The organism is Lacrimispora sanguinis (assembly GCF_044987295.1).
Lineage (GTDB): Bacteria > Bacillota > Clostridia > Lachnospirales > Lachnospiraceae > Lacrimispora > Lacrimispora celerecrescens_B.
Genome location: NZ_CP173277.1, coordinates 706491 through 728410, shown reverse-complemented (window position 1 = coordinate 728410; position 21920 = coordinate 706491). Strand labels below are relative to the sequence as shown.

The following is a 21920-nucleotide window of genomic DNA, read 5'->3' as shown; positions in this document are numbered from 1 at the left end:
GAGTGAGAATCGGTGAAAAACATCGATTAAAAGAACAGGAGAATAGATAGGTATGAATTTTATCGTTGAAACATCAGCTCGACATGTACATCTAACTCAGGAACATCTTGAGATTTTATTTGGAACCGGCTATGAGTTAACAAAGAAAAAATCATTATCTCAGCCAGGCCAGTATGCCTGTGAGGAGAGAGTAACTGTTGTTGGTTCCAAGGGCGAGTTTAAAGGAATTTCCATTTTAGGCCCGGTTAGAAAAGCGACTCAGATAGAGCTTTCTGCAACCGATGCCCGTTCCATTGGAATTGCTGCCCCATTGAGAGAATCCGGCGACGTTGCCGGCAGCGGTGCATGCAAGATCATTGGACCTGTTGGTGAAATTGAGATAACAGAGGGCGTGATTGTTGCAAAGCGTCATATCCATGCAACTCCTGCAGAAGCAGAAAAGCTTGGTGTTAAAGATGGTGAAGTTGTTTCTGTGAAAATAGACACAGACGGTAGAAGCCTTATTTTCGGAGATGTGGTTGTGCGTGTAAATGAAAATTATGCTTTGGCTATGCACATCGATACAGATGAATCCAACGCAGCAAGCTGTGGCAGAGAACAATACGGCGAAATTATTAAATAAATGAAGGAGAATCAAAGAAATATGAAAATTTTAGTTATTAACTGCGGAAGCTCTTCCTTAAAGTACCAGCTGATCGATATGGAGAACGAGGGAGTCTTAGCAATAGGCTTATGCGAGAGAATCGGCATTGCCGGTTCCAAGCTGACTCACAAGTCAGAAGGCAATGAGGATATGGTAGTAGAGAAAGAGATGCCGAACCATACCGTTGCGATCAAGTTGGTTCTGGATGCATTGGTTGACCCGAAATACGGTGTAATCAAAGATACCAGTGAAATTTCTGCAGTAGGACACAGGGTTCTTCATGCCGGAACAATTTACAGCGATTCTATCGTAGTAAATGAAGACGTGAAAAAGGTTATCCGTGACTGTTTTGATTTAGGACCTTTGCATAATCCTGCAAACCTGATGGGAATTGAAGCATGTGAGGAAGCAGTACCGGGAGTTCCTAATGTAGCGGTATTTGATACTTCTTTCGGTATGGGTATGCCTGACAAAGCCGGTATGTACGCTATTCCTCATGAATATTATGAGAAATACAGCATTCGCCGTTACGGTTTCCATGGAACAAGCCACAAATTTGTATCCAACGAAGCCTTAACATATTGTGATCTGGATCATAAAAATGGCAAGGTAATCGTATGCCACTTAGGAAACGGAGCCAGCATTTCTGCTTCCATCGGCGGCAAGTGCGTGGATACCAGCATGGGACTTACTCCATTAGAGGGTCTTATCATGGGAACCAGAAGTGGTGACATCGATCCTGCTGTTGTTCAGTTTATCTGCAACAAGGAAGGCAAGAGCGTGAATGAGGTCCTGGATATTTTAAATAAAAAATCCGGTATCCTTGGTATGTCCGGCGGCATTTCCAGCGATTTCCGTGATGTTCAGAAGGCACAGGGAGAAGGCAATCAGCTGGCTGATATTGCAATCCAGGCATTTATTTACCGTGTAGCAAAATACATCGGTTCTTATGTAGCAGCAATGAACGGTGTTGACGCGATTGTATTTACTGCAGGCGTTGGCGAGAACGATAAGCCGATCAGAGGTGCAGTTTGCGAATATTTAGGCTACCTTGGTATTTCCATTGATGCAGAAGCCAATAAAGCAAGAGGAAAGCGTGTCATGATCTCCACACCAGAATCTAAGGTAAAGGTATGTGTAATTCCTACCAATGAAGAGCTGGCTATTGCAAGAGAGACAAAGGCACTGGTATAATCCGTAGAAAAACGGTACATGATGTTGTGTATGGGTCACAGTTCAGCCATACCATTCATAAGCATGGCTGAACTGTTACTTCAAATATGGAAATATTTGTTGACAAATGTTGCACTCATATGTATAATAACATAGGTGCGTATTAGGAGACTAGTATGCTTATTAATTTGACTGAGTTGTTCACCCTGGAAGGGAAAGAGAAAACTTACACACCCGATATCGATATGAAGGTATATCACGGGCCAAACGGTGATTATGAAGTAGCGGATGCAGAACCTGTGCTGTTGCGGATTATGAACCTGGGAGACAAAAAGCTGGTAGTGGAAGGAAAAGTGAAATTAGCTTTGATCATTCCATGTGACCGCTGCTTGGATCCGGTGCGTGTTGACTTAAGTTTTGATGTGATCCGTGCTCTTGATTTAAGTGAAACGGATTCGGGAATTGTAGAGGATTTCGAAGAACAACCATTTATTAATGGTTATAATCTGGATGTAGACCAGTTGGTTTGTGATGAACTCATACTGAACCTGCCTATGAAAGTTCTCTGTAGTGAAGACTGCAAGGGGATTTGTAATAGATGTGGAACAAATCTCAATCATGAGACTTGTGACTGCGATATTAGGTCGACAGACCCTAGAATGGCAGTCATCCAGGATATTTTTAAAAAGTTTAAGGAGGTGTAACCATGTCTATCTGTCCAAAGAACAAATCTTCTAAAGGAAGAAGAGACAAACGTAGAGCAAACTGGAAGATGAGCGCTCCAAACTTAGTGAAGTGCAGCAAGTGCGGTGCACTTATGATGCCTCACAGAGTATGCAAAGCTTGCGGTTCTTACAACAAGAAAGAAATCATCAATGTTGAAGCTTAATTTTCTACGGATTTTATGAAATAAGATTTAAACCGTGTAAGAATTAATTAGAAAATTACATTAAAAAAAGCTGTTACTCAAGGAATTGAGTAGCAGCTTTTTTATGTGTGACGAGCATGGACTACAACCATACGATGAAACATCCTTTTGCTTTTATTTAACTATGATTTTATAGAATAATGGAATAGCGGAAACCAGCCAGTGTATTGACAATGATCACCAGGCTGGATTTTTTTGTGTCCGTTAAGCAAGGGTTCAAATGGGTTAATAATCCACAATCCACACGGCAGCCTAGTGAAAGCAGTGAAAGAAATTAAAACAAGGTATTTGATTTTTAGTGCCATGAGGTTTCAGGAGAAGAGAGAGCATGAATTAGTTGATAGTTGTAAAGGATATTGACGAATGGCACAATTATTAAACATTGTGCTCACTGATAAAAATAGCCCTTCCTGGATAAAGTTACATGGCAGGATATTATCTGGAAATCTGTAAAAACTAGAGAACTGCCATATACCAAACGGTTGTACAAGCGATTTGATATGCGGCCAATTAAATAATGGGCAGCCATCTGCATGAGAGCGTTTTAAATGCTAAAAATGCATTTTATTGTACAAAACTTATGTATACATATTATAAAATTGAGTGTATACATAAAAAATATACAAAAAATATTGACAAGTATTTTAAAATAGGATAATATAAACTCACAAGTGAACAGTACACAAAAATTTGCACAATGGAAAAAATATAAAAAGGAGATTATAAGCTTATGAAAAAAAGAATAATTGCAGGATTGCTGGCATCGACGCTAGCGGTTAGTACAGGCGTGATGGGATGTTCACAAAAGAGCGAGGTTTCAGATGTTATTCAATTAGGTGCAACTTTCACTTTAACAGGTAACTTAAGTGCAAGCGGTGAGTTTTGCCAACAAGGCTTGGAATTATTTTTGGAAGATGTTGAGAAGATGGATGTTCTAGGAAAAAAGGTAGAGGTTGTTGTTGAGGACTGCGGCTCCGATCAGCAAGGTTCGATTAATGCGACAAACAAATTATTGGCGCGTGAGAATATTTCAGCATGGTTTGGCTGCGGCAATACAAGTGCTGATGCACTGGCATCTGCTCCGTCCATTTTAGAATCAGAAGTACCATGTTTTGTCTTTGGTAGCAGTGCCAATATTTATAAAGAAAATAATCCTTATATGCTTCTTAATCGTATGAGTGATGATCATGCGGGTGCTTTATTTGCAAAATCAGTGGCAGAAATACTGAAAATGAAAAATCCTGCCATTATCCATGTATCGGAAGCATACGGAACCAGCTTATCTTCGGAAATTATTACAAATCTTAAAACTTACGGAATCACTCCAGCGATTGTCGTTTCTTACAATGTAGATGAAAAACAATTTACCCCAATCTTAACTCAGGTTCTGAACAGTGGTTGTGATGGCATTATAGCAGTCAGCCATAATTTTGACGCGGCGGTTCTTGCCAAAACTGTACAGTCAATGAACATTGATTTACCGCTTATTGGTTCAGCCTCCTACTGTTCTGTTATATCCATTGATGCTGCCGGTGATGCAATGGACGGATGGTATTCTATCGGTGATTGGTCGCCTAATGCAATTAATGAAAAGGGCGCAGAATTCTCTGCTCGTTTTCAGGAACGATTTGGGACAAAACCAGACAAAGCAGCAGTTATTACTTACGATTCATTAATGCTTATGTGTGAAGCAATTAAGCTTCAAGGTGCGTCAGACCCGGCTTCGGTGCTGGAAGGTATTAAGAAAATCAAAGATTATGATGGTGTTATGTGTAAATACACCTGGCATGAAGATCGTAGTTTAGCGAATTCTCAGCCATTGGTAAGGGTCGAGAATGGTGAAGTAGAGGTTATTGAAATAGTAAACCGGTAAAGGAAACATTTCGTTAGTATATATACCGCGTTATAGAGTGTCAGGATAACTGCTCTATAACGCGGATGGGAGGTTGGAGATGTTAAATACTGTAGTTCAATTATCTGTAAATGGTATTGCAATGGGGATGATATATTCGCTGCTGGCAATGGGTCTCATTTTGCTGATTCGTGCAATTGGTGTTCTGAATTTTGCACAGGGAGATTTGCTGATGCTTGGAGCATTTGCGACATATCATCTGGGCGGCCCCTTAAACCTGCCGTTAGTTCCAATGTTAATTGTATCTATATTATTCTTTGTGGTCTTTGGTGCGTTATTTATGTTTTCCGTGTATTGGCCGGTCAGAAAATCGAAATGGCCAACTGCAGCGGTTGTCTGTACCATTGGCGCATCTATGGTTATTAAAGAAGGGGCAAAATTGATCTGGGGCGGTTCCCCATTGGGCGTAGATCCGATTGTTAAAGGATATGTACAGATTGGTCCGACTAGATTAGAGTATCAGTATTTAATCATCATTGCAGTTGGTGCGGTTATGATTTGGTGTATATTCCAATTATTTGAGAAACTGTATTCCGGACGTTTAATGCAGGCTGCGGCACAGGACCCATACGCGGCATCCCTGTTGGGCATTCCTAACATTATTACTACAATGGTTACCTATATGATCGTTATGGTTATTGCCGGTATGGCGGGATATTTAGTGGCACCTATTTTTCTGGTTTCTGTATCTTTAAGTACGATTCAGTTACGAGCATTTGCAGGAGCCATTATTGGTGGATTTGGAAATCTTAAGGGCGCGGTGATTGGCAGTTTGCTTATTGGCTTAGTTGAATCATTTAGTATTTTGATTACATCAACCTATAAGGATGCAATTGTATTTTTGGTTTTGATTATATTCCTGATTGTACGTCCCCAGGGCATCTTTGGTGACCGAATTGCAGATAAGGCGTGAGGTGAGCAAATTGATTAATAGCATTAAGAAGCTAAACAAACAAACGTTGGTTTTTATTTTACTCATGATTCCTTTTTCAATTATCATCCCGATGGTAACAAACAATTATTCAATGGGTGTCATGAATTTGGTCATGCTGCATTTTATTGCAGCGCTGGGAGTGACGATGATGCTGGGAATGGGAGGGCAGGTTACATTTGCGACCGTTGCATTTTTAGGAGCCGGTTCTTATACATCTGCAATTCTATCGAAAAATTTCGGAATACCTCCGGTGTTGTCAGTAATTCTGGCGGTACTGTTCTGTATGGTATCGGCTTTTATATTAGGAAAGGTCTTGTTTCGGCTGAAAGGTACCTATTTCACATTTGCAACAATCGGCTTTGCACAGATTATGAATAACGTATATTTAAACTGGAAGCCGGTTACCGGAGGGCCAGATGGAATTACAGGAATTCCAAAGTTGAATCTGTTTTTTTTCACACCTACAAAACCGATTCACTGGTTTTATATATTAGTAGTGCTTTCTGCTATTTGCCTTATGCTTGTGGAACATGTACGCCAGACATCATTAGGACGTTCGCTGGGGGCAGTCCGTGATAATGAAATTGCAGCCCTTTCCCTTGGCGTGGATGTTTATAATACAAAAGTAAATGCATTTGTCATTGCCGGAGCCCTCGCCGGATTTGCCGGCGCACTGCTAGCTCATCATAATTCGGCAATCAGTGCATATCTCTATACTTACGACTTAACCGTTAATTATATTGTTATTGTCATGCTTGGCGGTATAAATTCCACAATCGGCACCTTTATCGGTTCTCTGCTGGTTACCATGCTACCGGAATGGTTACGTCCGCTGCAAACATATATGCGCCTTATTTATGGTGTGTTTGTTATTCTTTTGATGATATTTATGCCGATGGGACTTGCTGGTATGTGGGATATTCTGCATGCAAAAATGAAAAATATGTTCCGGAAAGCAAAAGGAAAGGCGGTGGAGCAGAATGTCTAAAATTTTAGAATTGCAAGGTGTTTGTAAAGCCTTTGGAGGTGTTGTAGCTGCCGAAAATGTGAATTTCACCGTGGAGCGCGGAGAAATCATGGGATTGATTGGTCCTAATGGGGCAGGAAAGAGCACAACTCTTAATCTTATAAGTGGGATTTATGATGTAGACGCTGGTAAGGTACTGATTGCTGATCAGGATGTAACCAATATGAAAGCACATCTGCGTTCACGCATGGGACTTGGAAGGACGTTCCAGACGCCGCGGTTCTTACAGCGTTCAAATATCAGAGAGAACCTGGAATTGGGAACAGACCTAGCGGATCAGTTGGGATATTTTAAATCTTATTTTAACATTAAGGGCAATGCCGGAAAAAATTTTGAAGCAGAACTGAACAGGCTTTTAGACGTTGCCGGTTTTTCGATTAATTTAGATGATGATATTTCTTCCCTTTCATATGGCCAGATGAAGTTACTGGAGATTGTCAGAGCGATGCTGGCCAATCCAAGTGTAATGCTTGTAGATGAACCTGCGGCCGGGTTAAATAATAAAGAAATCGAAAATGCAAATAATCTTCTTCGCTTAGCAAGTGAAAAAAGGAACATGGGGATTGTCTTAATAGAACATCAAATGGATATGGTTCTTAACATTTGCCACAATGTATCTGTTTTAAACTTTGGGCGTATTATTGCTCAGGGAACTCCGGAAGAAGCGCTTTCCAATGATTTAGTGATAGAAGCATATTTAGGAAAGCGCCTCGAAGTGGAAGACGGCAATGCGGTGGAGGTGTTAAATGCTTAAAATTAAAGAATTACATTCATATTATGGCGCGATAGAAGCCATAAAAGGGATTGAGCTATCCGTTGGGGAAAAAGAGATTTGCTGTTTAATTGGAGCGAACGGAGCCGGGAAAACCTCAACATTAAAATCCATCTCTGGTATGATTACTCGTAAAGGTAGTATTGTGTTTGATGGAAATGAAATCATCTACAGCAGCCCGATTGCTATTTCGAAAGCAGGTATTATGCATGTACCAGAAGGCCGTCATGTGTTTCCGGGATTAAGTGTGTATGAGAACTTGGAAGTTGGAACAGCAAACTGGCATGGTTTTTTCGGTAATAAACCATACAAGGAAGATATGGAAAAAGTTTTTGAGATTTTCCCGCGTTTAAAAGAACGGAATAAGCAGCTAGCCTGGAGCTTGTCAGGTGGGGAGCAGCAGATGCTTGCGATTGGACGGGCACTTATGGGGCATCCCAAATTGCTGTTATTGGATGAACCATCCATGGGCCTTGCTCCTGTAATCGTGGCGGAATTGTTCGAAAAAATTGTTGAAATTAATAAGATAGAAGGAATTCCTATTTTATTGATAGAGCAAAATGCAAAGTTGGCGTTAGAGGTTTCCCATCATGCTTATGTAATCGAACAAGGTAAAATTACAATTGAAGGTCGGGCAAAGGAATTAAGGAATGATCCACGTGTTGTTGAGGCATATTTAGGAAAATTTAAAAAATCAGTGATATAAGACCAGGAGGTATTGATAGTGAAATATGGATTTGCAATTGCGGTAGAAGCGCCAGAGAAATTCCCGGTACTTTATACCGGAGATCCTTATGAAAATGCAAAAATTGCGGCGATGGCCGGCGCAGATACCATCGAGCTTCATTTGCGGGAACCTGATTTAATTGATATGAAAGAACTCAAGCAGTCTCTTGCAGATAATCACATTGCTGTTTCTGCAATTGGAACCGGATTAGCTTATGTTATGGACGGTTTATCATTAACCGATTCTGATGCAGAGGTACGGGCAAAAGCAAAGGAGCGATTATTTGCCTTTACCGATATGGCGAAAGAGCTGGAGGCGGTTGTGATTTTAGGCAGTATACGGGGGAAGGCTGACAATCTCAAGGATTATGATTCATACGCTTCTATTTTAGCAAAAGAGCTTGGAGAGGTTGCTGGTTATGCTGAGAAAAAACAGGTCACTCTGGTATTAGAGGTTATTAATCGATACGAGCTTCCCTTCTTAAATACTGCGGCAGAGGTGAGGCGCTTTATTGATATGATTGATAATCCGTATCTTAAATTGCATTTAGATACGTACCATATGAATATTGAGGAGAGCAGCATGATAAGTGCTATACTGGAGAGCGGTTCCTATATTGGCCATGTACATGTTGCAGACAATACCAGAGCTTTTCCAGGAGCAGGTATCATTAATTTCAATGAAATTATTTGTGCTCTTGAAAAAATCCATTACAAAGGCTCCGTATCTATGGAGTGCTATCCGATTCCTAATAGTGCTATTGCAGTAGAAGAGGGTTTGAAGCATCTGAAAGAATCCGGAAAACCTTTGAAGTTCGGTATCACCGTTGCGCTGGAGGCGCCGGAGGGATCGCCATTCCCAATCGTCGATACAGATATCTATGCGACCATAGATTTTGTTAAAGAATCAGGATTTGATTCAATCGAACTGCACCTCTTACATCCGGACCAAATTGACGGGAGGGCAGTAAAGCAGTATTGTGATTTAAAAAATCTGGAGATTTCAACCATTGGAACAGGGATGGCTGTTCATTATGAAGGCCTGACTCTTCTTGATGAAGATGAACGGATCCGCAGAAAAGCGCTTCAAAGATTAAAGGATCAGATGGATTTGGCGGCTGTTTTAGAATGTGATGTTGTATTGGGGTCCATGCGTGGGACAATTGGGACTAAGTACCCTTTTTCTGTTTATGAAAAGTGGCTGAATGATGCAATGAAGCAACTGGCTGCTTATGGAGAAGAAAAGAATGTAAATGTTGTTATTGAGGCAATCGATCGATATGAAACCAATAATCTTTATTCCGCTGATGAGGTCCTTGATTTGATAGAAAAGATAGGGAGTAACCGGTTAAAGGTGCATCTGGATACGTTTCATATGAATATTGAAGAAGAAAATCCGGCAGCGGCTATCCGGCGCTGCGGTGATCATCTAGGACACTTCCATGTTGCGGATAATAACCGAAATTATCCTGACTGGGGACACATCGATTTTGCTGAAATATGTAAAGCATTAAAGGAAATACAGTATAAAAATAGTGTTACAATAGAGTGTTTCCAATTCCCGGATGGTAAAACGGCAGCAAAATTAGGACTTGAATATTTACATAAAATGGTTGAAGTTAATTGAGAATGCAGTCTACTACATCTCCTTATTGATATATTATTAAAACTAAAAGAAATATGTTTAATTAAGACATATTTTATGGTAATATATATAGAAGATTTTAAGAGGAGAGGTATAACATTGGATAAAGCAATTTCACTAGTAGATCAGGCATATGAGGAAATAAAAGAAAAGATTTGTAATTTTGAATTGCAGCCAGGACAAGTTGTTTCTGATTTTACGCTCAGCAAGGAAATCGGCATGAGCCGGACACCGATACGTGAAGCCCTTCAACGGCTTGAACGGGATGGTTTGGTAATCAATGCTGGTTTGGGGAAGAGCTATGAAGTCAGCCGACTTACAAAGGAAGAGATTAAGGAGTTGTTTGACGCCCGCTTATGTATTGAGGTTATGGCTGTTCGTCTGATTCTTGAGAAGGAAAACACTGAATTAAAGATTATGGAGCTTGACAGGATTAATCATAAAATGGAAGCGTTCAATAAGGAAGGGAAAATATATGATGCATTTAGGACTGATCAGGAGTTCCACGATTATCTAGTATATATTTCAGAGAACAAAAAGCTGATGCGATTCCATGAAAGCTTACTTATGCAGCTGCGTCGGATCAGAATGCTTTCTTATTTGGAGAGAACCCATCAGGATAAAGCATTTCGGGAGCATGATAGAGTATTGGATAACCTAAAAAAGGGTAACAGTCAAGAGGCTCAAAAAGCAATTGCAGAGCATATCGAAACATCGAAAGAAGATTACCTTGATTTAATTGGTGATGAAGAAAAAATGCATGATTTTGGAGTTTTGAGATTTTTCGCAAAAAGATAGATGGAACAGGGATCGCTGGCTTCCTTGTGAAATAACCAGCCAGCATACCACAGCTGCTTTTTGTAAGTACACCGGTCGGTCAAGGAAAAACATTAATCCACAGAGAGAAAGAGGGCAAAAAGCATGGAGAAGATGAATTATATCTTGATTCCAGAACCGGGAAAGGTACAAGTCCGGGAAATGGAAAAACCGGAAAAGGAACAAGGAGAAGCGTTGTTGGAAATATTAATTGGAGGCATCTGTGGTTCGGATATGGGAACTTATCGGGGAACCTTTCTGTATTCCAGCTATCCGCGGATTCCCGGACATGAGTTTTCCGCTCGTGTGGTAGCGGTCGATGACAATAAGTATGGAATCAAGCGAGGTATGATTGTAACTGGTAATCCCTATTTTAATTGCGGCCGCTGCTATTCCTGTCGACGTGGTATGATCAACTGCTGTACAAGCAATCAGACTCTTGGAGCACAACGTGATGGCATTTTCCGTCAGTATTTCTCCATGCCGGTGGAACGGATCTATGACGGAAAAGGCCTGGATCCCCAGGTGTTGGCAATGATTGAACCATTTTGTATCAGTTATCATGCAGTAAAACGGGGGAGTGTGAAAGCCGGGGACCGTGTACTGGTGGTTGGCGCCGGGCCGATCGGCGTACTAGCCGTTATGGGCGCCAAGCTGATGGGAGCCACGGTCGCGGTCAGCGATATAAGTGAAGGACGTCTTCAGGTTGCCACGGAAATGGGAGCGGATGATGTTATCGTGATCAATAAGGAGAATTTCGACGAGCGTGTCCGTGAATTAACCGGTGGAGACGGTTTTGATGTTTGTATAGAGTGTGTTGGTCAGCCTTCGACCTTCCAGAACTGTATTGATGCGGCGTCTTTTCGCGGGCGTGTGGTAGTTGTGGGAATCGGCAATAAGAATCTTGACTTTGCTTACTCCTGTATTCAGACGAAAGAACTGGACATTTTTGGTTCCCGTAATGCGGTAAAGGAGGATTTTGTAGAACTGATTGATTTTGCCGTGGCCGGCAGATTTGATTTGAGTAAGTTAATCAGCCGTGTTTATGTATTTGCGGATGCAGAAAGGGCGTTTACAGAAGTGAAAGATTATCCAGATGCAATTATGAAAGTATTAGTGGCATTTCAATAAAACAAAGGTTAACGAATGTAGCAGAGCTTTAGGCCGTCAAAATGACGGCCTATTTTTATGTTAATTTTTTACCTATTATTAATAAAAAGTACTTATAGGCGCTTCGAATCGCATCTTTTGCATTTTTATTGATGAACGGAATCCCATGACCTGCTAATATAATGTTGGCTCTATAGCTTAGATCCCTTTCCAGCCGGTTTTAACGTCTGTCCCGGTTTCATCCTCGAAAAAAACATATCTCCTGTAAATAAAACCCTGACATCATCAATTTTGGCAATCAGCAACACAGGGAGGTGACACCAACATTAATTTTTGCACCTTGATTTTAAAAATAGGCTGCACAACCAGCATGATCATCATGACCGTGGGTAAGGAGGACGGCTGAGATTTCCTTTTGCGATGCCAGACCGTTTCAACGAATACAATAAAATTCCCCTTTACGTAAGAGACTTTTCGGTATCCTGCAGTCCTTTATAAATACTGATCGGACAGTTGCGAGATTTACCAAATATCCAGTTACAGAACAAGAGAAAAAGTAAGCGCTTTCATTTATTTGAAACCCTTTATGAATTTCATTAAAATTAAGCCATAGAATGTCAAAATTTGCAATGTTTTGTATAATATTTGAAATGAATTATAAAGAATTAGGTGCTATAATTTAAAAAAGTTTAGTGTAAGCGCTTACAATAACAGTAAAAGTGAAGACGCTTAAACATGCTTTAAGACCTCATTTATTTAAGCGAAAAGTTGAAAGGAGAGAAAACCATGAAAAAGGTTAAACAGTGGGCAACGGCAGGGGTGGCGGCAGCTATGGCAGTGTCCTTAAGCGCATGCGGCGGAAACAAGAGCGCAAATGAGTCAGCGCCGGTGGCTGCGGTGACGGATTCTGTGCCGGCAGGAGAGTATATCCCGTTAAACGTGGAGGATCCCATAGAATTTGCCGGGACTAATATCACGTATCAGGGAATAACCATTCCTCTCGGTCCAAAGGCAATCTATCTGGATGGTTCCCTGGCCGATGAGACAGCAGGCCGCTATGATTATGTGTACAATGACATAACAGAGGCTTTAAGCGCCCAGACGTTGACAAATGGCACGGAGCAGGAGCCAATGACGGTTTATATTGCACCATATGTGTACTGGATTGACGATCCGGAAGCGTCAGATACTCTGGAAAAAACGGAAGGCTATGAGGTTCCCTACGGTATGGTGGTGGATTGTGAGTGGCTTTCGCTAAAGGGACTTACCCAAGACCCGGACCATGTGGTTTTAGCAGGCAACCGGGGCCAGTCCCACGGCGCCGACGGAAACTATACGATGTTCCGGTTCAATAACAATGGAACCGGACTGCAGGTTCAGAATTTAACGATTGGCAATTACTGCAATGTGAATTTAGATTATGCGCTGAAGCCGGAGTTAAATCATGAGAAACGAACCTCCACCATTACACAGGCCCAGTTGGCAGATTTGTCCGGGGATAGGATGTTTGCGGAAAACTGTAATTTTATCAGCCGCTTAAATCTTCGTCCCATCAATGGCGGAGAAAGAAGCCTGTACAATAACTGCCATTTCGAGAGCACAGATGATGCCATAAACGGAAATGCAGTTTTTGTGGGCTGCGATTTTGATTTTTACGGAAATAGGCCGCTGGCCGAGGCAACAAAAACTGGTTCCGTGTTTTTAGATTGTACGTTTTGGTGTGTGACCTTGACTGTGGAAACAGAGCCTGTGCAGTATTTTACCAAGCGGGGAGGCGCGATAGCGGCAGTGGACTGTACGTATCAGAGTAATTTTAACATTCCGTTTGAAATTGCCTGGACCAAATATCCGGAATCGTCCTTAAAATGTTACCAATACAACATCCTGCACAATGGGAAACCCATTACAATTGCAGGTGAGGGCGCACAGGAAACTGTGGATATGACCGGTACGGAGGTTTTGAAAGCTTACCGGATAGAATCTGATGGAAAGAGTTACTATAATACTTATAATCTCTTAAGAGGAAATGACCAGTGGGATCCGCTGGACGTAAAAGCTTCCGTAACTGCAGCGGGAGCAGACAAGATACCGACGATGCTTACCCTGGAGACAACGGAAGATATCATTGTATCCGGCAGCAATGAGGCGGTTATTTCCAGCAAAGTGCTGTATTTCTATCAGACGGAAGAAACGGGCAGCGCTGTGACCTATACAATTTCCGAAAAAGATGGGGCTTATGCGACGCTTACAGATCATGGGAACGGGACCTGTACCATTCAGGGAATCAATGATAAGGACGAGACAAAGCAGGTTATGGTTCACGCAAAGACGCCGGAGGGGCTGGAGGCATCCTTAGAACTGACCGTTAAGCCAAGTGTTCTGGAGCCGCCATCATTCACAAAGAAATTGACGGTTCAAAAAGAGAAGGAGGGTTATCTGACGGCTGAATATGACCTGGATCTGGGAGACAGGGAAGACCAGTCAGTGATTTCCTGGTACCGCAGCCATGATGCAGCAGGAAGCAACCCGATTCTGGTTGCTGTTTCAACGCAGGATCAGCCCAAATACGAATACCGACTTACGGCGGGTGACATCGGCAGCTATCTGACCGCCAAGGTTGAGCCAAAGCACATACGGAGCAATCCGGGATCAGCCGTATCAGCCATGTTTCCAGACAAAATCACGGCAGCAAATGTGACGGCCCACAATTTCCACACCGATTTTTCTGATTTTCCGGTGGTCCGGCAGACGGAGATTAAGCCTGGATACTGGACCGTTGATACGTTCCAACCGGCTGACATGAAGGATTACAGCGGCTGGAAGGGGGAGGACACCAATCAGCCCTGGATTTATGGTCAAACGGGAGATGGCAGCGTAGGAATGGGAATTTATCAGGGAACCCAGGGCGTACGGCTTATGTATACACCTGTAGCAGGAACGTATGGAAGCATGAGCTTCAAGCTTCTGGCGGATCCCGCAAAAATAGCAGGTCAGGGCTTCGGGAGTGCAGGCCAGTATATGGACCTGTGCATAAAGTTTGACACAGAAACACTGACCGGCTATGGTCTGCGGATTATCCGTACCGAGGCAGCCTCCAACGCCTGCACCTTTGTTCTTGTTCGGTATGAAAAAGGACAGATAAGCTACATATCCGATGAAGTTCTTTCATCCTGCTATCTGACCGGCTGTGAAATTACAATGAAGGCGGAGGGGACGAAGCTGACCGCTCATGTGGAAACCCAGACTCCACAGTTGGCAGATCAGGCAAAGGATGGATATATTCATTCGGTGGATTTGAACGGAGAGATAACAGAGAATGGTTTTGGTGGCGTGAGCCTATTGCATACCGGGACCACAGGTTCAGGTGGGTGGCAGAATACGACCATGCTGCATGAACTGGATGTGGAGTGGCTGGGGGAGAATCCTCAGAATCCATAGATAAAATGGTACCCTGACAGTTCGACACAAAAAAGTGGCGGTGCTTGACTATCAGGGTACTTTTTTTGATATGATGCGATAAAAAGATTTAAGGAAACTATCATGATTTTATCCGTATTTTTTCGGTATTGCTGAATGTAGTATTGACTTTTCATTTTTTGAAAGAATTCAGTTAAATAGATTCTTCAGAGGAACGTACATTATTTTTCTTGCCCCGGTTGATTTCAAAATCATTTTGGATGACTTTGTTGTATACCGATATTACTTTATAAAAATTATCGATTTCTTCAGGGCTGCATTCTTTTTTTAGTTCCCCCATTGTCTTGGCGATATCTATTGTATCATAGAGTTTATGTGCTTTGCTGAGCTTTACTCCGATTTCTGTAGCATATAGGAGTACATTCTTGGCGTTTCCTTCTTTTTTTTCTTTTGTAACAAGTCCTTTATCAGATAACCGGCTGACCGTTTGTGATAATGCACCTTTTGTCTTATTCCAATAGGAGGCCAGTTCTGTAACGGTGATACCTGGATTTTCTTCAATATAAGTGAGCGTGTGTGCTTCAATCATGCTGAGCAGGATGCCAAGCCCATAATCATGTGTTGAGATTATATAGTCATTATATCGCATAACAAACTGATAAATACTATTGTGCCTTTCGTTTAAGGTATGAAAAGTTTCATCAATAATACTATCATTTAAATTCTGGTTCTCTTTCATTTACTCAATCCCTTTTAATTAAATTTTGTATATGTTCCATAAAGGTAAGCTTACCCAATCATAAGTCTAGCACAATAATCTGAAAAAATCAATTAAAAAATCAATAAAAACATCAAAATAGTATAGACATTAAACAAAAACATATTGACAAGTCCCATGTATATGGATATAATTCAAATGTAAAATGGTTTAGGCATTAAACTAACAGGAGGGTTTATTAAATGGGAGTCAAAGATTTTTGCAGCAAGTATTATGTGGATCGTATGGGGACAGCTTCCTTAAAATGGGATGCACTCGATCTACGGTTTGGGGATCCGGATTTGATATCCATGTGGGTGGCAGATATGGAATTTAAAGTACCGGAAGCAGTTGTTGAAGCATTACATAATAGGGTTGATCACGGCATATTTGGTTATTCTTTCGTGCCGGATTCCTATTACGAGGCTGTTATTGATTGGGAATACAGCCATCATGGTTACAAACTGGAAAAAGAATGGATGCGGATTTCTCCCGGAGTTGTGGCAGCCTTATATTGGGCGGTTAATATGTATACGAAAGAAGATGATTCTGTCATCATTCTTACACCGGTATATTATCCATTCCACAACTGTGTAAAAGAGAGCCATCGTAATCTGGTTACTTGTGATTTGAATTATGATAAAGGTATCTATACCATTGATTTTGAAGCATTTGAAAAGAAGATTGAAGAGAATCAAGTAAAGATGTATATTATGTGTTCTCCTCACAATCCTGCAGGCCGTGTATGGACTGAAGTAGAACTGGAGAAAATGCTGGAGATCTGTGCGCGCCATAATGTATTGGTTGTGTCTGACGAAATACATCAGGATTTGGTGTTTGGAGAGAAAAAACATATTCCGGCGGCTACTATAGCGAACGGAAAATATGCAGACAACATGATTACTGCCTTTGCAGCATCTAAAACATTTAATCTAGCCACCTGCTTAACTTCAACGATTGTAATCAAAAATGAAGAATTAAGAAAAACCTGGGATGAGTTTACTAGAGTGTTTAATAATGTGGAGGTAAATATATTCGGTATTACGGCAGTGGAGGCCGCCTTGAGAGGTGGCAATGAGTGGTATCAATCCCTGAAGAAGGTGATTTATCACAATTATCAGATGGTAGTGGAAGAGATGAAAGAGTTTCCGGAAGTTTATATCGCTCCACTTGAAGGAACTTACCTGCTTTTCATGGATTTAAGGAATTATGTAGACAGTGAACAAATAAAGGAATTTACACAAAATCAGTGCAGACTGGCTGTCGATTACGGTGAGTGGTTTGGTGAGAACTGGAAAGGTTTTATCCGGCTGAACCTGGGAACGACGCCTGATATAGTGATGAGTGCAATTGATAGCATAAAGACAAATTTAAGAAAAGTTAATGGGTAAATACTGATAAGTGATTGGAGAGAAACATATGAAAAACATTTGGAATACATATAAATCTTCCGTAATATTACTGGGTTCAATGGTTCTGGGAGGAGTGATCGGTCTTTTCTGGGGGAAAGGTGCAAAAATATTGCAGCCGGTTGCAGACATCTTCTTAAATTTGCTTTACTGTTGTGTTGTTCCCCTGATTTTTTGCTCATTAACTTCTGCGATTGCTAAAATGGAGAATTTGGTAAAACTAAGAAAAATACTGATTACATTTCTGATTGGCACAATCCTAACAGGAGTGATTTCATGCCTTTTCATGGTAGCTGCCGCACTGATGTTTGACCCGGCCAAAGGTGCTGTGCTGGATCTGGCAGAAAAGGTGGAAGATGTAAATGGCAGCATGAATTTTTTAGGTATGTTTACAGTTAAAGATTTTCCGCTGTTATTTTCTAAAAGCAATCTGATGGCTTTGATTGTATTTACTGTTATGTTTTCAATCGCAATTATTATGGCTGGTGAAAAAGGAAAGCCGGTTTTAAAACTTATGGAAGCATTGTCCGATATCATTGTGAATGTGATTGGAATCGTAATGAAAATTGCACCGATTGGGTTAGGTTGTTACTTTGCGATCTTAATCGGAGAATATGGGGATCAGGTAATTGGACCTCTTTCCCGTGCCATTATCATTTATTGTGCTGTCATCATTGTCTATTTTGTTCTTTCACAATCTATCATGGCTTATATTGGTGCCGGTACAGCCGGAGTGAAGCGGTGGTGGAAGACAGCACTGGCTCCAACATTAACAGCGCTGGGAACTTGTTCCTCAGCGGCAACTCTGCCTCTGAATATGATTCAGGGCAAACAATTGGGGATTCCTGATGATATTGCAGATATTACCATACCGTTAGGAGCAAATTTACATAAAGACGGTGCATGTATTATCCAGATCCTGAAAATTGCTTTCTTATGTTCTATATTTGGAATTCCTTATGCAACGCCCAGAAATATTATTATGTCCATCGTTGTGGCTGTGGTAGCATCTGTTGTCATGGGAGGAATTCCGGCTGGCGGATATGTTGCCGAAATATTTATTATATCAGCATTTGGATTCCCTACTGTTGCCATACCGGTTATGGTATTGATCGGTACCATAACAGATGCTCCTGCTACGGTAGTTAATGTAACCGGGGATACAGGACTTGCTATGGTGATAGCAAGGATCGTCGACGGAAAGGACTGGATGAAAAAAGCCATTGCGGAAGGGGTAATAAACGAATAAAGGAACCTCCTGCCAATAGAGGATAAAGCTATAAAAACAGGGCTCTTGAATTTTCAGAGCCTTGTTTTTTGCTATATAGGTAATTACACCAAATAGGGCAATTACAATTGTGGTTTTTTACAGCCATAACTAGTCATAGACATCCATGCATTTCCTTAATGCCTGGCAATTTTTATAGTTTTATTGAAAATGTTCAGAAGGAATTGTAAAAAATGATAAAATAAGCTTTACATCCGCAGCACAATATGTTAATATGCATATGTAACCGGTTACATAAAGGAGACATAAGATGAATATACGGGATATTGCCAAAAAAGTAGGTGTTTCTTCTGCGACAGTGTCCAGAGTGATTAATCAGTCAGGATACGTAAAGGACGAAACAAAGCAGAAGGTTTTAGCAGCGATTGAAGAAGCGGATTTCGTGCCGAATGCTATAGCCAGAAGTTTAAGCACTCGTGACTCTTCCAGTATCGGTGTTATAGTTCCTGATATAGCCAATGAATTTTTCTCCAGCGTTATTAGCGGAATGGGAGAGATCGCGGTCAATAACCAGTATAACATTGTTTTGTTTGATACAGGTGAAATGCAGGAAAGAGAGCATCAGTACCTTCAGATGGCAGAAGGACAAAGACTTTCCGGTTTGATTATAACCCCGGTTTCTGAGCTTGATATGGTAACCCGGGATAAGCTGATACAATTTGAAAACAAGGGAATTCCAGTGGTTTTAGTAGACCGTAATATTAAAAATTCCAATCTGGATGGTGTTTTCGTAGAAAATGCCGCCGCCGCTTATAAAGGAGTGGAAGCATTGATCCATGCCGGTCATCGTAAGATTGCAATTATTACAGGTCCCAGCACCTCTATGCCGGGGAAGGACCGGTTAAAGGGATACAAGGTAGCCTTAATGGATTATAGGATTGAATTAAAGGAAGAGTATATTGTATCCGGAGATTTCAAGATCATCAAGGCCTATGAAAGGACAAAGGAATTGCTGCAGCTTCCGGATCCGCCGACCGCAATTTTTGCCTCCAATAACCAGACAAGTCTGGGAGTCCTTAAGTATCTGACCGAGCAGAAACTTAAAATGGGCAGGGACATATCAATGGTAGGCTTTGACCAGATTGAATCTCTTAAAATAATCGATTACAGGCTATCTACCATCGAACGAGATGCAAAGAAGCAGGGATATGAAGCTATGGCAATGCTGATTGACAAGCTGTCCCACAAGGAGAGTAAAAGCTCCGGCAGAAAAATCTTTGTTCCGTACCAGGTGGTGCTTCGCGGGTCAGAATTAATAAAATAGGCTGCGGTAAGCAGTTTATTTTTACCCAGGATATGTAACCGGTTACATATCCTGGGTGATAGAGAATGAAAGAAAAGAGGAGAAGAAAATGGATATTGCAAAATTAGTGGATCACACGATGTTAAAGGCAGATGCCACATCAGAAACAATTAAGAGATACTGTTCAGAAGCAAAAGAATATGGATTTGCATCGGTGTGCGTGAATACTTGTCAGGTACCTCTCGTCGCACAGGAATTAAAAGGCAGCGGAGTTGCCGTTTGCTGTGTAGTAGGTTTCCCGCTTGGAGCGATGTTAGCTTCTGCAAAAGCCTTTGAAGCTGCTGAGGCAGTGAAGGCAGGGGCTGATGAGGTTGATACGGTAATTAATATCGGTGCCATGAAGGATAAAAATTATGATCTGGTGCGTGACGATATAAAAGCAGTTGTGGAAGCTTCTAAGGGTAAGGTTGTTAAAGTTATTTTAGAAAACTGCCTTTTAACAAAAGAGGAAATTGTAAAGGCATGTGAACTTTCTATTGAAGCCGGAGCAGATTTTGTAAAAACATCCACAGGTTTTAGCACAGGCGGTGCTGTAACCGAGGATGTAGCACTTATGAAGCAGACGGTAGGAAACCGGGCAAGAGTAAAGGCAAGCGGAGGAATCCGCACACCAGAAGAGGCAAAGGCCATGGTAGAAGCCGGAGCAGACCGGATTGGAGCAGGCAACGGAATCGCCTTGCTATAAAAAAGGAGAAGGATTATGGGGAAGAAAGTAACAGTTTTCGGAAGTTTTGTAGTGGATCTGATGGGAAGAAGCCCTCATCTTCCGGTTCCGGGTGAAACGGTTAAAGGAAGTATTTTTAAAATGGGTCCGGGCGGCAAGGGATTTAATCAGGGGGTAGCTGCTCATAAGGCCGGAGCAGATGTGACCATGGTAACAAAGCTTGGAGAGGATGCATTCGCAGATGTGGCTTTAAATACCATGAAAGACCTGGGAATGGATACCAAGCGGATATTCCGCACCGGACAGACAGAGACCGGCTGTGCACTGATCATGGTGGATGAAAACACCAGTCAGAATGAAATTGTTGTCATTCTGGGCGCCTGTGACACGATTACAGACGAAGAGGTAGAATCAATTTCTGACTTACTGGATGATTCTGAATTTTTGCTTACCCAGCTGGAAACCAATATATCTTCTGTAGAAAAAGTAATTGATATCGCATATGAGAAAGGCGTAAAAATCATTTTAAATACAGCTCCTGTACAGCCGGTCAGTGACAGCATCTTAAGTAAAGTGGATTTGATCACGCCCAATGAGGTGGAAGCCGAGATATTAACCGGAATACCAGTGGATGGGGAAGAAAATGCAGGAAGAGCTGCAGATTACTTTTTTGAAAAAGGGGTTAAAAATGTATTGATCACCTTAGGGGGAAAAGGTGTTTACTTAGCAACTCCAGAGAAGAGGGGCATCCTGCCAGCTTACCGGGTAAATGCAGTTGATACGACCGGCGCGGGGGATGCGTTTAATGGCGGCCTGGTGGCAGCCCTGGCCGAAGGAAAAGATCTATGGGAGGCGGCATCCTTTGCCAACGCATTAGCCGCTATTTCGGTACAGAGGATCGGAACCACACCGGCCATGCCTGACCGGGAAGAAATTGACTCATTTATTAAAGAGCAGGAGAAGGAGAAGCGGTCATGTTAAAAACAGGAATTTTACACCCTCAATTAGCAAGAGTCATGGCAGAACTCAGGCATATGGATATGCTGGTAATCGGAGATGCCGGACTTCCAATTCCAAAGGGAGTGGAACGGGTGGACTTAGGCTGGAAGCCGGGAAGCCCTGCTTATCTTGAGGTACTGGAAGAAATAGAAAAGTATATGGTAACGGAAAAGGCTATATTTGCAGAGGAGGCACTTGCAGTAAGCCCTGAACTACATAAAAAGGCGCTGGCACTTCTGCCGGAAGGAATTCCGGTGGAGTATATACCCCATAAGGAATTAAAAAAGATGACTGAGGGGGCCAAGGCAATCATCCTGACAGGCGAATTTACAGGATATACCAACGTAGTATTAGTCTCAGGATGCGCATATTGACCGGAATCAAAGGGGAAGTGGTG

21 protein-coding genes are annotated in these 21920 nt (G+C 41.8%); 19 read left to right on the top strand and 2 right to left on the bottom strand.

The window, feature by feature from the left end; genetic code table 11:
* Positions 1-52: 52 nt before the first annotated feature.
* The 12 genes from pduL (at position 53) to ACHZES_RS03375 (ending at position 11707) form a co-directional block, all read left to right on the top strand.
* Positions 53-622 (top strand): phosphate propanoyltransferase, encoded by a 570-nt coding sequence (gene pduL / locus ACHZES_RS03430; RefSeq protein ID WP_038281801.1) that lies wholly within the window; start codon positions 53-55, stop codon positions 620-622.
* A gap of 21 nt (positions 623-643) precedes the next feature.
* On the top strand, positions 644-1837 hold the full coding sequence (locus tag ACHZES_RS03425) for an acetate/propionate family kinase (RefSeq protein WP_154520538.1): 1194 nt from the start codon (positions 644-646) through the stop codon (positions 1835-1837).
* Positions 1838-1992: 155 nt separating this feature from the next.
* On the top strand, positions 1993-2520 hold the full coding sequence (locus ACHZES_RS03420; RefSeq protein WP_038281805.1) for a DUF177 domain-containing protein: 528 nt from the start codon (positions 1993-1995) through the stop codon (positions 2518-2520).
* Positions 2521-2522: 2 nt separating this feature from the next.
* On the top strand, positions 2523-2705 hold the full coding sequence (gene rpmF / locus ACHZES_RS03415; RefSeq protein ID WP_038281809.1) for a 50S ribosomal protein L32: 183 nt from the start codon (positions 2523-2525) through the stop codon (positions 2703-2705).
* 769 nt (positions 2706-3474) lie between these two features.
* On the top strand, positions 3475-4617 hold the full coding sequence (locus ACHZES_RS03410; protein ID WP_395547904.1) for an ABC transporter substrate-binding protein: 1143 nt from the start codon (positions 3475-3477) through the stop codon (positions 4615-4617).
* A gap of 79 nt (positions 4618-4696) precedes the next feature.
* The gene (locus tag ACHZES_RS03405; protein ID WP_038281813.1) at positions 4697-5569 is read left to right on the top strand and encodes a branched-chain amino acid ABC transporter permease; all 873 of its coding nucleotides are present in this window, start codon (positions 4697-4699) and stop codon (positions 5567-5569) included.
* A 1-nt stretch (position 5570) separates the two neighbouring features.
* Positions 5571-6578 (top strand): branched-chain amino acid ABC transporter permease, encoded by a 1008-nt coding sequence (locus tag ACHZES_RS03400; protein ID WP_404820323.1) that lies wholly within the window; start codon positions 5571-5573, stop codon positions 6576-6578.
* Positions 6571-7371, top strand: coding sequence for an ABC transporter ATP-binding protein (locus tag ACHZES_RS03395; RefSeq protein ID WP_038281818.1), 801 nt, complete (start codon positions 6571-6573; stop codon positions 7369-7371). Before ACHZES_RS03400 ends, ACHZES_RS03395 begins: the two co-directional genes overlap by 8 nt.
* A complete protein-coding gene (locus ACHZES_RS03390; protein WP_038281820.1) occupies positions 7364-8095 on the top strand; it encodes an ABC transporter ATP-binding protein in 732 nt (243 codons plus the stop codon). The genes ACHZES_RS03395 and ACHZES_RS03390 overlap by 8 nt, the downstream gene beginning before the upstream one ends.
* Positions 8096-8113: 18 nt before the next feature.
* Complete coding sequence (locus ACHZES_RS03385; RefSeq protein ID WP_395547906.1) at positions 8114-9742, top strand: TIM barrel protein; 1629 nt, start codon at positions 8114-8116, stop codon at positions 9740-9742.
* 117 nt (positions 9743-9859) lie between these two features.
* A complete protein-coding gene (locus ACHZES_RS03380; protein ID WP_395547907.1) occupies positions 9860-10558 on the top strand; it encodes a GntR family transcriptional regulator in 699 nt (232 codons plus the stop codon).
* A gap of 132 nt (positions 10559-10690) precedes the next feature.
* Positions 10691-11707 carry a zinc-binding alcohol dehydrogenase family protein gene (locus ACHZES_RS03375; RefSeq protein ID WP_395547990.1) on the top strand — a complete coding sequence of 339 codons (1017 nt, stop codon included), beginning with the start codon at positions 10691-10693 and terminating at the stop codon, positions 11705-11707.
* Positions 11708-12032: 325 nt separating this feature from the next.
* Here ACHZES_RS03375 and ACHZES_RS03370 read toward each other — a convergent pair whose 3' ends face one another.
* On the bottom strand, positions 12033-12095 hold the full coding sequence (locus ACHZES_RS03370; RefSeq protein ID WP_404820381.1) for an MBL fold metallo-hydrolase: 63 nt from the start codon (positions 12093-12095) through the stop codon (positions 12033-12035).
* A gap of 377 nt (positions 12096-12472) precedes the next feature.
* Between ACHZES_RS03370 and ACHZES_RS03365 the strand changes: the two genes are divergently transcribed.
* Positions 12473-15124, top strand: a complete 2652-nt coding sequence (locus tag ACHZES_RS03365) for a hypothetical protein (RefSeq protein ID WP_395547908.1) — start codon at positions 12473-12475, stop codon at positions 15122-15124.
* Between the two features lie 172 nt (positions 15125-15296).
* Here the strand turns inward: ACHZES_RS03365 and ACHZES_RS03360 are convergent, their stop codons facing one another.
* Positions 15297-15842 (bottom strand): MarR family winged helix-turn-helix transcriptional regulator, encoded by a 546-nt coding sequence (locus tag ACHZES_RS03360; RefSeq protein ID WP_395547909.1) that lies wholly within the window; start codon positions 15840-15842, stop codon positions 15297-15299.
* Positions 15843-16063: 221 nt separating this feature from the next.
* Here ACHZES_RS03360 and ACHZES_RS03355 point away from each other — a divergent pair, with 221 nt between their 5' ends.
* From ACHZES_RS03355 to rbsD, 6 genes are all read left to right on the top strand, one after another.
* Positions 16064-17251, top strand: a complete 1188-nt coding sequence (locus ACHZES_RS03355) for a MalY/PatB family protein (protein WP_395547910.1) — start codon at positions 16064-16066, stop codon at positions 17249-17251.
* A gap of 28 nt (positions 17252-17279) precedes the next feature.
* Positions 17280-18518, top strand: coding sequence for a dicarboxylate/amino acid:cation symporter (locus ACHZES_RS03350; RefSeq protein ID WP_038281825.1), 1239 nt, complete (start codon positions 17280-17282; stop codon positions 18516-18518).
* Positions 18519-18807: 289 nt separating this feature from the next.
* Entirely contained in the window at positions 18808-19821 is a 1014-nt protein-coding gene (locus tag ACHZES_RS03345) for a LacI family DNA-binding transcriptional regulator (protein WP_395547911.1), read from the top strand.
* An 88-nt stretch (positions 19822-19909) separates the two neighbouring features.
* Positions 19910-20545, top strand: coding sequence for a deoxyribose-phosphate aldolase (deoC, locus tag ACHZES_RS03340; protein ID WP_395547912.1), 636 nt, complete (start codon positions 19910-19912; stop codon positions 20543-20545).
* A gap of 15 nt (positions 20546-20560) precedes the next feature.
* Entirely contained in the window at positions 20561-21505 is a 945-nt protein-coding gene (rbsK, locus tag ACHZES_RS03335; protein WP_395547913.1) for a ribokinase, read from the top strand.
* Complete coding sequence (gene rbsD, locus ACHZES_RS03330; protein WP_038281832.1) at positions 21499-21897, top strand: D-ribose pyranase; 399 nt, start codon at positions 21499-21501, stop codon at positions 21895-21897. The genes rbsK and rbsD overlap by 7 nt, the downstream gene beginning before the upstream one ends.
* The last annotated feature ends 23 nt before the right edge of the window (positions 21898-21920 follow it).

Bases quoted from the DNA above. Each gene is read 5' to 3' on its own strand.
- pduL (WP_038281801.1), top strand. From the start codon at position 53: ATGAATTTTATCGTTGAAACATCAGCTCGACATGTACATCTAACTCAG.
- ACHZES_RS03425 (WP_154520538.1), top strand. From the start codon at position 644: ATGAAAATTTTAGTTATTAACTGCGGAAGCTCTTCCTTAAAGTACCAG.
- ACHZES_RS03420 (WP_038281805.1), top strand. From the start codon at position 1,993: ATGCTTATTAATTTGACTGAGTTGTTCACCCTGGAAGGGAAAGAGAAA.
- rpmF (WP_038281809.1), top strand. From the start codon at position 2,523: ATGTCTATCTGTCCAAAGAACAAATCTTCTAAAGGAAGAAGAGACAAA.
- ACHZES_RS03410 (WP_395547904.1), top strand. From the start codon at position 3,475: ATGAAAAAAAGAATAATTGCAGGATTGCTGGCATCGACGCTAGCGGTT.
- ACHZES_RS03405 (WP_038281813.1), top strand. From the start codon at position 4,697: ATGTTAAATACTGTAGTTCAATTATCTGTAAATGGTATTGCAATGGGG.
- ACHZES_RS03395 (WP_038281818.1), top strand. From the start codon at position 6,571: ATGTCTAAAATTTTAGAATTGCAAGGTGTTTGTAAAGCCTTTGGAGGT.
- ACHZES_RS03390 (WP_038281820.1), top strand. From the start codon at position 7,364: ATGCTTAAAATTAAAGAATTACATTCATATTATGGCGCGATAGAAGCC.
- ACHZES_RS03375 (WP_395547990.1), top strand. From the start codon at position 10,691: ATGAATTATATCTTGATTCCAGAACCGGGAAAGGTACAAGTCCGGGAA.
- ACHZES_RS03365 (WP_395547908.1), top strand. From the start codon at position 12,473: ATGAAAAAGGTTAAACAGTGGGCAACGGCAGGGGTGGCGGCAGCTATG.
- ACHZES_RS03360 (WP_395547909.1), bottom strand. From the start codon at position 15,842: ATGAAAGAGAACCAGAATTTAAATGATAGTATTATTGATGAAACTTTT.
- ACHZES_RS03355 (WP_395547910.1), top strand. From the start codon at position 16,064: ATGGGAGTCAAAGATTTTTGCAGCAAGTATTATGTGGATCGTATGGGG.
- ACHZES_RS03350 (WP_038281825.1), top strand. From the start codon at position 17,280: ATGAAAAACATTTGGAATACATATAAATCTTCCGTAATATTACTGGGT.
- ACHZES_RS03345 (WP_395547911.1), top strand. From the start codon at position 18,808: ATGAATATACGGGATATTGCCAAAAAAGTAGGTGTTTCTTCTGCGACA.
- deoC (WP_395547912.1), top strand. From the start codon at position 19,910: ATGGATATTGCAAAATTAGTGGATCACACGATGTTAAAGGCAGATGCC.
- rbsK (WP_395547913.1), top strand. From the start codon at position 20,561: ATGGGGAAGAAAGTAACAGTTTTCGGAAGTTTTGTAGTGGATCTGATG.
- rbsD (WP_038281832.1), top strand. From the start codon at position 21,499: ATGTTAAAAACAGGAATTTTACACCCTCAATTAGCAAGAGTCATGGCA.